Consider the following 13616-nt stretch of genomic DNA (forward strand, 5'->3'; position numbering starts at 1 on the left):
TGCTGGCGATGGCGATCTTAATGGCGCCATCGCCAGCAAGCCGGCTCCTACAGAGACCAGTATGAATCAGCAGGCTTTGTGGAAATGAACAAGAAACGTCATCGCCGCTTGTGCAGCGGACCGGCGTTATTGTTCATGGCGGCTGGCAGCATGTGGGCATTGGAACTGGAGAATTCCCATGAAAATCGTGATCGCCCCCGACTCGTTCAAGGACAGCCTCAGCGCTCAAGGCGTGGCCGATGCCATAGCCCTGGGATTGGCGCAGGTCTGGCCGGATGCCCAACTGATCAAATGCCCGATGGCCGACGGCGGGGAAGGGACTGTCGAGTCGATTCTGGCTGCGTGCGCTGGCGAACTGCGCCGCAATGAGGTGCGCGGACCTTTAGGGGTTGCGGTGAATGCCGCTTGGGGCTGGTTGCCTGACAGCCACACCGCAATCATCGAAATGGCCGAGGCCAGCGGGTTGCAGTTGGTCCCTCTGGCTCAGCGTGATGCATGCATCAGCAGCACCTTCGGCACCGGGCAACTGATCCGCGCCGCGCTGGACGCCGGTGCTCAACGGGTGATCCTGGCGATTGGCGGCAGTGCCACCAATGACGGCGGCGCCGGTGCCATGCAGGCCCTGGGTGTGAAACTGCTGGACGCTCAGGGGCAGACGCTGTCACCGGGCGGTCTCGCCCTTGCGCAATTGGCGCGCATTGACCTCAGCGAAATCGATCCGCGTCTGCAGCAGGTCCGCTTCGACATCGCCGCTGACGTCAACAACCCATTGTGCGGCCCTCACGGTGCCTCGGCGATTTTCGGCCCGCAAAAAGGCGCCTCGCCGGTGCAGGTCGAACAGCTTGACCGGGCACTGGGGCACTTTGCCGACCATTGCGCGACCGCCTTGGGCAAGGATGTCCGCGACGAACCGGGCAGTGGCGCGGCGGGCGGCCTGGGGTTTGCCGCGAAAGCGTTCCTGGGCGCGCAGTTCAAGGCCGGGGTCGAGGTGGTCGCCGAGCTGGTGGGGCTGGCCGAGGCGGTTGCAAGCGCCGACCTGGTGATCACCGGGGAAGGGCGTTTCGATGCGCAAACCCTGCGCGGCAAGACACCGTTTGGCGTGGCGCGTGTCGCCAGGCAGCACGCGGTGCCGGTCATCGTCATCGCCGGCACGCTGGGCGAAGGTTATCAGGCGCTTTATGAGCATGGCATCGACGCTGCGTTTGCCCTGGCTAGCGGGCCGATGACCCTGGAGCAAGCCTGCGCCGAAGCGCCGCGCTTGCTGCGTGAACGGGCGACCGATATCGCACGGGTCTGGCGGATGGCTGTTCGTTGCGACTGAGGGTTTTTCTGTGGAGTTGAAAGCCATGCTGGCGCGTTTCGTGATTTGAGATAGGGTTGTGGCTGGAGCACCCGCGCGACAGGAGAACGACATGCGCTACTCAGCCTTGACCCAACGAATCGCCGGTGACGGAGCGGCGGCCTGGCAGATTCACGATCGAGCGCTGCAATTGCGCGAACAGGGTGTCGATGTCCTGCTGCTGTCCATTGGCGATCCGGATTTCGATACGCCGCAACCCATCGTCCAGGCCGCCATCGCCAGCCTGCTGGCCGGTGATACGCACTACCCCGAAGTGCGCGGCAGTCGAGGCCTGCGCGACAGCATTGCCCGTCGGCATCGGCAACGCAGTGGCCAGGTGGTGGATGACGAACATGTGATCGTCTTTCCGGGCGCGCAGTGTGCGGTGTATTCGGTGGCGCAGTGCCTGCTCGATCCGGGCGATGAAGTGATTGTCGCCGAGCCGATGTACGTGACCTATGAAGGCGTGATTGGCGCGTGTGCGGCCACAGTGGTGCCGGTGCCGGTGCGCCCGCAGAACGGTTTTCGCGTCGACCCGGCGGATGTCGCGGCACGGATCACGGCGAAAACCCGCGCCATCCTGCTCAACAGTCCGAACAATCCATCGGGCGCCAGCCTGTCGTTGCCCATCTGGCAGGAACTGGCGGCGCTGTGCATTCGTCATGATTTGTGGCTGATCAGCGATGAGGTCTACAGCGATCTGCTGTACGAGGGCGAGCACATCAGCCCGGCGAGCCTGCCTGGCATGGCTGAACGCACGGCGACTATCAACAGCCTGTCCAAGTCCCACGCCATGAGCGGTTGGCGGGTGGGCTGGGTGATCGGGCCCAAAGCCATGGCCGGGCATCTGGTGAACCTGTCGTTGAGCATGCTGTTCGGCATTCCGGATTTCGTCCAGAACGCCGCGCAACTGGCGCTGGATGAAGAGCTGCCGGAAGTGGCGATGATGCGCGAGGAGTATCGCCAGCGCCGTGACCTGGTGTGTGCAAGTCTGGGCCAGTGTCCGGGCCTCAGGCCGATTTGCCCGGATGGCGGGATGTTCGTGATGGTCGATGTGCGCCAGACCGGTTTGTCGGCCCAGCGCTTCGCCGAGATGCTGCTGGAAGGTTATGGCGTGTCGGTGCTGGCCGGTGAAGCGTTCGGGCCGAGTGCGGCGGGGCATATCCGCATCGGCCTGGTCGTGGATCAGCGCAAACTGGCCGATGCCTGTCGGCGCATCGCCTTGTGCGCGGCGGATTTGCTGGTCGCGCGCCGCGCCTGATCGCTCAAGCTTTCCACGCCCGGGCGTTGACCAGATTAGCCGGGCGTTCACCCGCCAGCGCCGCCAACAGATTGTCCACCGCGCAACTGGCCATGGCCTCCCGTGTTTCATGGGTGGCCGAGCCGATGTGCGGTGTCGCCACCACGTTGTTCAACTGCAACAACGGCGAGTCCCGGTTCAACGGTTCGCGTTCGAAAACATCCAGCCCCGCCGCGCGAATCCGGCCTTCACGCAAGGCTTCGATCAGCGCGGCTTCGTCGACGACTTTGCCCCGTGAAATATTGATGAAGATGGTCTCCGGGCGCATCAGGGCGAACTGTTCTGCGCCGATCAATCCTTCGGTTTGTGCGGTCAGCGGCAGTGTCAGGCAAACGAAATCGGCCTGTTGCAACAGCGCCGGCAGGCTTCGGTATTGGGCATTGAAGCGCTGTTCCACCGCCGGTTTCGGTGACTGGCTGTGATAGATCACCGGCATGCCAAAGCCGAAATGCCCGCGCTGGGCGAGGGCCTCGCCAATGCGGCCCATGCCGATGATGCCCAGGGTTTTGCCGTGCACGTCGCTGCCGAAATGCGTGGGGCCGATGTTGCGGGTCCACTTGCCTTCGCGAATCATGTTCGCCAGTTCCACCACGCGCCGGGCGGTCGCCAGGATCAGCGCGAAACCGGTGTCGGCGGTGGTTTCGGTCAAAACATCCGGGGTGTTGCTGAGCAGGATGCGCCGCTCGGTCAGGTAATCGATGTCGTAGTTATCGACGCCCACCGAGACACTGGCAATGGCTTGAAGGTCGGGTGCCCGGTCGAGCAGTTCGGCATCCAGCTTCAGGCTGGCCCCCAGCAAACCGTGGGCGCGGGGCAGGGCATCGCGCAGTTTGGCCAGGCCCTGGGCATCAAGGTTTTCGATCAGCGTCACCTCGGTCTGCTCGTGCACGCGAGCCATCAGCAGCGGCGAGAGTTTTTTGTACAGGACGACCTGCTTTTTCATCTTCGAGATCTCAACGTCAATTCAGGAATGTGCCGTGGCGGTGCGCGTTACCGTGGCCGTGGGCCGTTCCCGGTCGCTGGCGCCGGGCTTGAGGAAAATCGTCAATACCACCGAGAACATCAGCGCGCCGCTCATCAACAGGTACGAAGCGCCCGGCGAGCCGGTCGAGCTGTTCAGGTAACCGACCAGATACGAACCGCCAAAGGAGCCGAGGGCACCCATGCTGTTGATCAGCGCCATGGCGCCGCCCGCGACGTTGGCCGGGAGGATCTCTGGAATGATCGCGAAGAACGGTCCGTAAGGCGCGTACATGCAGGCGCCGGCAATCACCAGCAGGGTGTAGGACCACCAGAAATGTTCGGCACCCAGTGCGTAGGAGCCGTAGAAAGCAATCGAGGCAATCAGCAGTGGCGGCCAGACGAAACGTTTACGTTTTTGCAGCTTGTCCGAACCCCAGGACACCAGCAGCATGCCGATCACCGCCGCCAGGTACGGCAGCGCCGACAGCCAGCCGGCCTGGACCATGTCCATCTGCGCGCCGGCCTTGAGGATCGACGGCAGCCACAACACGAAACCGTACACGCCGATGCTCCAGCAGAAAAACTGCAGGGCGAGGATGATCACCTTGGGTGAGCGGAACGCTTCGGCGTAGTTCTTCACGGCCTTGATGCCGACCTGTTCGGCGGCCAGTGCGCTTTCCAGATCCTGCTTCTCCTGGTCGCTGAGCCACTTGGCCTGGGACGGACGATCATCGGCCAGGCGCCACCAGATGAATGCCCACAACACCGCCGGCAAACCTTCGATGATGAACATCCAGCGCCAGCTGTAGTGCTGCACCAGATAGCCCGAGACCACCGACATCCACAGCATGGTCACCGGGTTGCCGAGGATCAGGAAGGTGTTGGCCCGCGAGCGTTCGGCGCGGGTGAACCAGTGGCACAGGTAGATCAGCATCGCCGGCATCACTGCCGCCTCGACCACGCCGAGCATGAAGCGGATGACGATCAGCCAGTAGGCATTGGAGACGATCCCGGTCAACGTCGCCAGGCTGCCCCAGAGGATCAGGCTGACGAAGATCAGCTTCTTCACGCTGTGTTTCTGCGCGTAGATGGCGCCGGGTACCTGGAAGAAAAAGTAGCCGAGGAAGAACAGCGCGCCGAGCATCGACGACAGGCCTGGTGTGATCATCAGGTCTGCCGCCATGCCGGACGCGGCGGCGAACCCATAGTTGGCGCGATCCAGATACGCCAGGCTATAGGTGATGAACACGATGGGCATGATGTACCACCAGCGGCGGGTGGCGAGCGTTGCGGTTTTCATGGTGGTGCTCCTGAGCTTGTTGTTTTTGTCGCAGCAGGTGTTTAGATCTTTAGTGACAGTGCAGGCCTCATCGCGGGCAAGCCCGCTCCTACATTGGATCTACGTTCGACACACATCCCCTGTGGGAGCGGGCTTGCCCGCGATGGCGGCCGCAAATTCGCCAACCATTTCAGATCGGGTAGGCAACCCCTCCATATCCCCCCGGCTCTGCACCGCCCGGCTGCCGATCCAGTTGGCGCGTTTCACGGCCTCGGCAACGCTTTGGTTTTCCAACAGCGCGCTGATCATGCCGACGGCAAAACCATCGCCGGCGCCGACCGTATCGACCACCGTTTGCACCGGTACGCCAGGCACGAAACCTTGATCAAGCTGTGTGCAGTAGTAAGCCCCGTGCGGGCCAAGCTTGATCGCCACGGCTTCGGCGCCCTGGTCAAGATAGAAGGCAGCGATGTCTGCCGGGTCTTCGAACCCGCTCAACAAGCGACCTTCGCTCAACCCCGGCAGCACCCAATGGGCGAGGGCGGCGAGGCGGTTGATCTCGGTGATCATTTGTCGTTCGCTGGCCCACAGGCTCGGACGCAGGTTCGGGTCGAAGGACACGCTGCGCCCGGCATCGCGCATACGGCTCATCAATTCGAACGACATCTGCCGCGCCGACTCCGACAACGCCGGGGGAATGCCGGTGGCGTGCAGGTGTCGGGCCTTGAGCAGTTCGGGCACGATCGAGTGCGGCGACAGGTGACTGGCCGCCGAACCACGGCGGAAGTACTCGACGGCGGGATCACTGCCATCATCAGTGCGGGACTTGAGTTGAAAACCGGTCGGGTGGGCGCTGTCGATGTCGACGTGGCGGCAATCCAGGCCTTCTTTTTCCAGGGTGTCGACCACGAACCGGCCCAGCGAATCGGCACCGACACGGCTCAGCCATGCCACGTTGAAGCCCAGTCGGGAAAGGCCGATGGCGACGTTGCTGTCTGCCCCGGCAATGCGTTTGTGGAAGGCGCCGACGCCGGCCAGGTCACCGGCCTGCTCGGCGACGAACATCGCCATGGTCTCGCCGAAGGACAGAATATCGATCTCAGACATGAGCACTCTCCAGCTGCGCTTGGCCGAGGTGGGCGAGGGCGGCGACGTGTTCGGTGGTCAGTTGCACCAGGTCATCGCCCTGCAGCGGATATTCCGCCGCCCGCATGACACCTTGGGCCATGTGCCGCAGCAGGTGTTCCCACTGTTGCAGGTCACTGACGGCGGGAGGGATGGCCACCAGTTTGCCGTCGGCGCGGCGCGTGACCGCTTTGCAATGCACGTAACCGACATGCCGCCCGAGCAAACGCGCGGCGCTGGCGGCGGACTGGTCCTGCCAATGCCAGTTGCCGATATCGAAGGTCATCCTGATCGGCAACTGGTGCTGCTCGACCTCAGCGAAAAAACGCTGGAAGGGTTCAATGCGGCCACCGTGCAGGGTCTGGTCGTTTTCCACCAGCAACTGCACGGCGCTGTCGCCCAGCATTCGGGCGAGGCTTTGCAGATCGCAGTTGTCGGTGAAATAACCCAGCGACACCTTCAGCCATTTGGCGCCGAACGCCTGGGCGCGTTGCAGGGCCGTGATCAGTTCGGGATTGGGCCTGGATTGCCCGGCCAGCCAGAGCTCCATGGGCGACGAATACACGCTTTGCAGGCCTTCTGCCTGAGTGGCATCGGCCAGTTGAGCGGGGTCCTCGATGGTCAGCAGTTCTTCGCGCCACTCAATGCGCGTGGCGCCGGCGGCGGCGAGAATGCTGATGAAACTGCCCTGGCCGCGCTGGCGCACAAGGTCGGCGCCGTAGCTGGAAAGGCTGATGGAAACGGCGGGTTTGTTCATTGTTTTTATACCTCTGAAACCGGTTTCATTTTTGTTCAAAAAAATATCAGGAAGTGGTGTGTTGTTCTTTCGGGCCCCATCGCGGGCAAGCCCGCTCCCACAATGGTCGGTGTTGAACACTCACCTTGTGTATGGCACCAATCCCCTGTGGGAGCGAGCTTGCTCGCGATGAGGCCGGAACATTCACCGAGAAACTCCAAGGGTCGACCCACGAACAATCAACCGCGCCGAAAAATCCAGCGTCCGCATCGCCCCGTCATCCCCGCGCAGCCGCTTGAGCAGACACTCAAACGCACTGGCGCCGATCTCGGTGGTTGGCTGCGCGAGGGCGGTGATGCCGCTGCCCACCAGCGGGTACCAGTCCAGGTCATCGAGGGCGATCAAGCCCAGGTCGTCGAACAGGTTGATGTTGAGTTCACGCAACGCATGGGTGCTGGCCAACGCCGCGATCCCGTTGGCGCAGAACAGCGCTTTCGGACCGGGCCCGGGCGTTTCGAGGAAAGTTTTCAGTCGGGCGGTCAGTTCGCTGCCGGTTTCGATCGATGTGCCACGAAGCGCCGGGCGCTGTTCGATTTGCGCCTTGAAGCTGTTGACCCGCTCGATCCGCGAGCTGGTGCCGTCAAACGGTTCAGTCACCAGCAACACATCGCGATAACCGCGTTCTTCAAGATGGGCGAGGGCCATCTCGACGGCCTGCGGGTTGTTCAACCCGACCATATCGCTTTCGAGGTGCTCGACCTTGCGATCCACCAGCACCAGGGGCATTTCCCGGTGCAGTTCGTGCAACTCATCACGGTGATGACCGAGGGTGTTCACGATCAGGCCTTCGATGTTGTACGAGCGCAACAGCGCCAGGTGCTGGCGTTCCTGTTCGTCGTCGCGGTCGGTGTTGCACACCACCAGGCTGTAGCCGTGCTGACGGCAGGCGGTTTCCACCCCGTGCATCACGGCAATTGAATAAGGATTGCGGATGTCGGCCACCAGCATGCCGATCAGGCGGGTGCGCCCGCGTTTCAGGCCGCGGGCCATCTGGTTCGGGCGGTAGCCGAGTTCGGCGATTGCCTGTTCGATGCGCTGGGCGATGGCATCGGAGAGCAGGGCGCGATCATCGCCAATGAACCGCGAAACGCTGGCCTTGGAGACCTTGGCGTGTTCGGCCACGTCGAGCATGGTCACGCGGCTGCGCTGGGCGGCGGAGAAATCGTTCACGGTCTGAAACCTTCTTATTGGATTTATAAGGTCGAGTGCTGCGTGAGACAGCACTGAAACCGGTTTCAGAAGACACCAAAAGCCTTTTCGCCGTCAAGCCCCGAATGGTTTTTTGTCGAACAATCACCGACAGGTGGCGCTCAGGCCAGCACGCTCAACCACGCCGAACCCAGCAACAACAAGCCCATGCAGCGATTGAAGCGTTGCATGGCAGCGGGTGAGCGCAACCAGCGGCTTGAGCCGGCACCGAGCATCGCCCAGACCGCGAGGCATGGCAGGGAAACCAGGAAAAACACCAGCGACAAATACATCACGTGCACGGCGCGATGATCGCCAGTCCCGGCGAACACGCTGACCACCGCCAGCGCCATCATCCAGGTTTTCGGGTTGATCAGTTGCAGGCTGGCCGCTCCGCGCCATCCGAGACGCGCCTGGCCATGGCTGGCGGCAATGGCCGTCGCCGGAGCGCTGTAGATCTGCCAGGCCAGATAGCTCAGCCAGGCTACGCCGGCCCATTGCATGATGCTTTGCAATGCAGGCCATGCCGTCAGTGACGAACCCACGCCGGTACCCACCAGCAGTACAAGGGTCGCGGCGCTGGCACAGGCGCCGAAGATGATCGGCATGGCGGCGCCAAGGCCGTGTCGGGCACTGTTGCTCAGCACCAGAATGTTGGTCGGGCCGGGGGTGATCGAGGCCACAAAGGCGAACAGCAAAAAAGGCAGCAAGGTCGGGAACGAGGGCAGCATCGCGGGGTAACTCCAGTGAAGATCAGTGAAGCCGATCTTCACAATCCGCAGGCTTATCTGTCTGGAAGATTTGAGCAGCGTTTGCGGTACAGCGCCGGCGTCAGGCCGTAGGCGCGCATGAACCAGCGGCCCAGATGGCTCTGGTCGGCAAAACCCAGTTGCATCGCCACCGCCGCCGGTTGTTCGCCACGCGCCAGCAGGCGCCGGGCGGTGGCCAGGCGCAGTTGCACCAGATACGCGTGGGGCGCCATGCCGAAGGCTGCCTTGAACGCGCGGGTCAGGCGAAAGCGGTCGACGCCGGTGACGGCGGCCAGTTGATCGAGGCCGATGTCGTATTGGGCGTTGGCATGCAGGTATTCCCGGGCCTTGTGCGCCACTTGCGGCAGACGCGGGTCCTGGCCATCGCGGGCGCGCCAGTGCAAATGGCTGGTCAGGCGTTCGAGCAAACCGTCGAGGGCGGTCTGGCGGACGATCTTCAGCTCACCGCCATGCAGGGTTTCAAACGCCAGGCTGGTGGCCCGGGCCAGGCGCGCGTCGCTGGCCAGGGTGGCGGCGAAGCTCAGTTGGCTGTTGTCGGGGGCATGCTCGAACACGGCGCCGAGTTCGCGCTGCAACCACTGCGGGTCGAGGTACAGCATGCGGTAGGTAAAACCGTCGGCGGTCGGCGCTTCGCCGTCATGGATATCACCGGGCTCGAGCAAAAACACCTTGCCCGGGGTGCTCTGGTGCCGGGCCCTCCGGCAATTGAATTGCTGCACGCCTTGCTCGGTGACGCCCACCAGATAACTGTCATGCCAGTGCGGGTCATAGGCGTGACCTTCGAAATGCGCGCGCAGGGTCTCGATGCCGGTGTCGGCATCCTGGGCCAGGTCGATCCAGTTGTGAGAAGTCATGCTGCACCTGCACGGCGAATAGACCGACCCATTTAACGCCCGCGCCGAGCTCGCTGACTAGAACGTTTGTGCAGCTTTCAGTTGAACAGCCCGGCGGCGATGTTGATCGAGAACCCGAGAATGGCTGTGTTGAACAGAAAACCGATCAACGACTGCGCCAGCACGATCTTGCGCAAGTCACGGGTGGCCACGCCGACATCCGAGGTCTGCACCGCCACGCCGACGGTGAACGAGAAGTACAGGAAGTCCCAGTAATTGGGCGTCGTCAGGCCTTCAGCAAAACGCAGCGCCGGCTCTTTGCCTTCCCAGGTGTAAAACAGGCGCGCGTAGTGCACGCTGAAAATCACCCCGATCAGCAGCCACGAACCGATCACCGTCAGCGCGGTGAAGCCGTAATGCAGGAGCTTGCGGGTGGTTTCCAGGTCTTTGCTGCCCGCCAGTTCGAAGGTGATGGTCGCCAGGCTGGCCAGTGCCGCAATGCATACCACCAACAGCACCAGCCCGGCGTTTTCGTCTTCGATCTCGGCAATGCGTTTCACGTCGGTCGCTTTCGAACGCACAACGAGCCAGGACATCAGGATCAGGTAGATCCAGACACCGGTATTCCAGCCGATGAGGATCTTGCTGACCGGCGAATCGGCAGGCGCCAGAAAGCCCACCGCGATGCCCAACAGGATGGCGGCGGACAGGCGAGGGTGGGTGCGGGCGAGGAAGATCATGGAGGCTCGATGGGCTTTGGGCTATGCCAACACCTTAGCCCAGGTAACCACAATCTTGAAGTCACCGAGATCCCCTTGTGGGAGCGAGCCTGCTCGCGATTGCGGACTGACAGTCAACTTAGTCATTGACTGACACACCGTCATCGCGAGCAGGCTCGCTCCCACAGGGATTGGTGTTGGGTCAGGTGGTTTTGTGGCGCTTGCGCACCAGCTTCATCACCACCACAAAAAACACCGGCACGAACACCACGGCCAGCGTCGCCGTGATCATCCCGCCGATCACCCCGGTGCCGATGGCCTGCTGGCTTGCCGAACTGGCGCCGGTGGCGATCGCCAGCGGCACCACGCCAAGGATGAATGCCAGGGAGGTCATGACAATCGGCCGCAACCGCAGGCGTGCCGCTTGCAGGGTGGCGTCGACCAGGTCGTGGCCTTCGTCGTACAGGCTCTTGGCGAACTCGATGATCAGGATCGCGTTCTTCGCCGACAGGCCGATGATGGTGATCAGCCCGACCTTGAAGAACACGTCGTTGGGCATGCCGCGCAAGGTCACGGCCAGCACCGCGCCGAGCACGCCCAGCGGCACCACCAGCAGCACCGAGGTCGGGATCGACCAGCTCTCGTACAACGCCGCCAGGCACAGGAACACGATTAACAGCGACAGCCCCAGCAGGATCGGTGCCTGGCTGCCGGATAAACGTTCCTGCAGGGACAACCCGGTCCATTCCTGGCCCAGGCCTGCCGGGCCTTGCGCCACCAACCGCTCGATTTCGGCCATGGCCTCGCCGGTGCTGTGGCCCGGTGTCGGTTCGCCGGAAATGCTGATCGCCGGGTAGCCGTTGTAGCGGGTCAACTGCGCCGGGCCCTGGGTCCACTTGGCCTGCACGAAGGCCGACAACGGCACCATTTTTCCGTGGGTGTTGCGCACGTGGATCTTCAGCAGGTCTTCCACCTGGCTGCGCTGATCACCCTCGGCCTGGACCACGACGCGTTGCATCCGACCCTGATTGGGGAAGTCGTTGATGTAGGCCGAGCCCACGGCGGTGGACAGCACGTTGCCGACGTCGGCAAAGGACACCCCCAGCGCGTTGGCCTGCTTGCGGTCGACCACCAGTTGCACCTGTGGCGCCTCGGCCAGGGCGCTTTCGCGCACGTTCATCAGGACCGGGCTTTTTTCCGCCGCGGCGAGTAACCCGGTGCGGGCTTCCATCAACTTCTCATGGCCGAGACCACCACGGTCCTGCAGACGGAACTCGAAGCCGCTGGACGTACCCAGGCCGTCCACGGGTGGCGGCAACACGGCAAAGGTCACCGCGTCCTTGATCTGGTTGAGGGCAACGTTCGCCCGGTCGGCAATCGACGCGGCCGAATCGTCGCTACCGCGCTCCGACCAGTCCTTGAGCGTGCTGAACGCCAGCGCCGCATTCTGTCCGCTGCCGGAGAAACTGAAACCGAGGATCACCACGCTGTCGCGAATGCCCGGCTCGCCGGCGTTGTGCGCTTCGACCTGCTCGGCCACCTGCACCGTGCGGTTCTTGCTGGCACCCGGTGGCAACTGGATGTCGGTGATGGTGTAGCCCTGGTCTTCCACCGGCAAAAACGAAGAGGGCAGGCGACTGAAGGCCAGGCCCAGACCGATCAGCAATACGCCGTAGATCAGCAGGTAGCGCCCGGTGCGTTTCAGCGCATAGGCCACCCAACCCTGATAGCGCTCGGTCAGTCGCTCGAAGCCGCGGTTGAACCAGCCGAAGAACCCGGTCTTTTCGTGGTGCTCGCCTTTGGCGATCGGCTTGAGCAACGTCGCGCACAGGGCCGGGGTCAAGGTCAGGGCGAGGAAGGCCGAGAACAGGATCGAGGTGGCCATCGACAGCGAGAACTGCTGGTAGATCACCCCGACCGAGCCCTGCATGAACGCCATCGGAATGAACACCGCGACCAGTACCAGGGTGATGCCGATGATGGCCCCGGTAATCTGTTGCATGGCCTTGCGTGTGGCTTCCTTGGGCGACAAACCCTCGGTGGCCATGATGCGCTCGACGTTCTCCACCACCACGATGGCGTCGTCCACCAGGATGCCGATGGCCAGCACCATGCCGAACATGGTCAGTACGTTGATCGAAAACCCCAGCGCCAGCATCGTCGCAAAGGTGCCCATCAACGCCACCGGCACCACCAGCGTCGGGATCAGCGTGTAGCGGATGTTCTGCAGGAACAGGAACATCACCGCGAACACCAGCAACATCGCCTCGAGCAGGGTGTAGACCACCTTGGTGATCGAGACCTTGACGAAGGGCGAGGTGTCGTAGGGGATCGAGTACTCGACGTTCGCCGGGAAATAACGCTTGAGTTCGTCCATCTTCGCCCGCACCAGGGTCGCGGTGTTCAGGGCGTTGGCGCCGGGCGACAGCTGCACGGCGACGGCGGTGGACGGCTTGCCGTTCAGGCGCGTGGAAAACTGGTATTCCTGGCTGCCGATCTCGACCCGCGCCACATCGCTGATGCGCACGGTCGAGCCGTCCGGGTTGGCCTTGAGGACGATGTCGGCAAACTCTTCAGGCGTCGACAACTGCCCCTTGACCAGAATGGTCGCGGTGATTTCCTGGGTAGTGCGGGTCGGCAGATCGCCGATGCTGCCCGCCGACACCTGGGCGTTCTGCGCGACGATCGCGGCATTGACGTCCGCTGGCGTCAGGTTGAAGGCGAGCAGTTTCTGCGGGTCGATCCAGATCCGCATCGCCCGCTCGGCGCCGTACAGCTGCGCCTTGCCGACGCCGTCCAGACGCTTGATCTCGTTCATCACGTTGCGCGCCAGGTAATCGCTGAGCGCCACGTCGTCGAGCTTGCCGTCACTGGACGTCAGGGTGATCAACAGCAGGAAACCGGAGGAGACTTTCTCCACCTGCAAACCTTGCTGGATCACCGCCTGTGGCAGGCGCGACTCCACGGCCTTGAGGCGGTTCTGCACGTCCACCTGCGCCAGTTCCGGGTTGGTCCCCGGCTGGAAGGTAGCCTTGATGGTCGCGCTGCCGAGGCTGCTCTGGGATTCGAAATACAACAGGTGATCGGCGCCGTTGAGCTCTTCCTCGATCAGGCTGACCACGCTTTCGTCCACGGTTTGCGCCGAAGCGCCCGGGTACACGGCGTAGATTTCGATTTGCGGCGGCGCCACATCGGGGTATTGGGCCACCGGCAGTTGCGGAATGGCCAGGGCACCGGCCAGCAGGATGAACAGGGCGACCACCCAGGCGAACACCGGGCGGTCGATAAAGAACTGCGGCATAAA

11 protein-coding genes are annotated in these 13616 nt (G+C 63.0%); 2 read left to right on the plus strand and 9 right to left on the minus strand.

The window, feature by feature from the left end; genetic code table 11:
• Positions 1 to 178: 178 nt before the first annotated feature.
• Both EI969_RS00400 and EI969_RS00405 read left to right on the plus strand, forming a co-directional pair.
• A complete protein-coding gene (locus EI969_RS00400) occupies positions 179 to 1321 on the plus strand; it encodes a glycerate kinase (RefSeq protein WP_160385437.1) in 1143 nt (380 codons plus the stop codon).
• Positions 1322 to 1412: 91 nt separating this feature from the next.
• Positions 1413 to 2600 carry a pyridoxal phosphate-dependent aminotransferase gene (locus tag EI969_RS00405; protein ID WP_160385438.1) on the plus strand — a complete coding sequence of 396 codons (1188 nt, stop codon included), beginning with the start codon at positions 1413 to 1415 and terminating at the stop codon, positions 2598 to 2600.
• A 4-nt stretch (positions 2601 to 2604) separates the two neighbouring features.
• Here the strand turns inward: EI969_RS00405 and EI969_RS00410 are convergent, their stop codons facing one another.
• From EI969_RS00410 to EI969_RS00450, 9 genes are all read right to left on the minus strand, one after another.
• The gene (locus EI969_RS00410) at positions 2605 to 3582 is read right to left on the minus strand and encodes a D-glycerate dehydrogenase (protein WP_160385439.1); all 978 of its coding nucleotides are present in this window, start codon (positions 3580 to 3582) and stop codon (positions 2605 to 2607) included.
• Positions 3583 to 3603: 21 nt separating this feature from the next.
• A complete protein-coding gene (locus tag EI969_RS00415; RefSeq protein WP_160385440.1) occupies positions 3604 to 4902 on the minus strand; it encodes an MFS transporter in 1299 nt (432 codons plus the stop codon).
• 99 nt (positions 4903 to 5001) lie between these two features.
• Positions 5002 to 5988: a sugar kinase gene (locus tag EI969_RS00420; RefSeq protein WP_160385441.1), complete on the minus strand. Its 987-nt coding sequence runs from the start codon at positions 5986 to 5988 to the stop codon at positions 5002 to 5004.
• Positions 5981 to 6763 carry a sugar phosphate isomerase/epimerase gene (locus tag EI969_RS00425; protein ID WP_160385442.1) on the minus strand — a complete coding sequence of 261 codons (783 nt, stop codon included), beginning with the start codon at positions 6761 to 6763 and terminating at the stop codon, positions 5981 to 5983. The genes EI969_RS00420 and EI969_RS00425 overlap by 8 nt, the downstream gene beginning before the upstream one ends.
• Before the next feature lie 183 nt (positions 6764 to 6946).
• Positions 6947 to 7972: a LacI family DNA-binding transcriptional regulator gene (locus EI969_RS00430; protein WP_160385443.1), complete on the minus strand. Its 1026-nt coding sequence runs from the start codon at positions 7970 to 7972 to the stop codon at positions 6947 to 6949.
• A 140-nt stretch (positions 7973 to 8112) separates the two neighbouring features.
• Complete coding sequence (locus EI969_RS00435) at positions 8113 to 8721, minus strand: LysE family translocator (RefSeq protein WP_160385444.1); 609 nt, start codon at positions 8719 to 8721, stop codon at positions 8113 to 8115.
• Between the two features lie 53 nt (positions 8722 to 8774).
• Entirely contained in the window at positions 8775 to 9614 is an 840-nt protein-coding gene (locus EI969_RS00440; RefSeq protein WP_160385445.1) for an AraC family transcriptional regulator, read from the minus strand.
• A gap of 77 nt (positions 9615 to 9691) precedes the next feature.
• Positions 9692 to 10333, minus strand: coding sequence for a DUF1345 domain-containing protein (locus tag EI969_RS00445; protein ID WP_160385446.1), 642 nt, complete (start codon positions 10331 to 10333; stop codon positions 9692 to 9694).
• A gap of 181 nt (positions 10334 to 10514) precedes the next feature.
• Positions 10515 to 13613 (minus strand): efflux RND transporter permease subunit, encoded by a 3099-nt coding sequence (locus tag EI969_RS00450; RefSeq protein WP_160385447.1) that lies wholly within the window; start codon positions 13611 to 13613, stop codon positions 10515 to 10517.
• Positions 13614 to 13616 lie beyond the last annotated feature (3 nt).

Source organism: Pseudomonas sp. PB101 (assembly GCF_009764265.1).
Taxonomy (GTDB): Bacteria; Pseudomonadota; Gammaproteobacteria; order Pseudomonadales; family Pseudomonadaceae; genus Aquipseudomonas.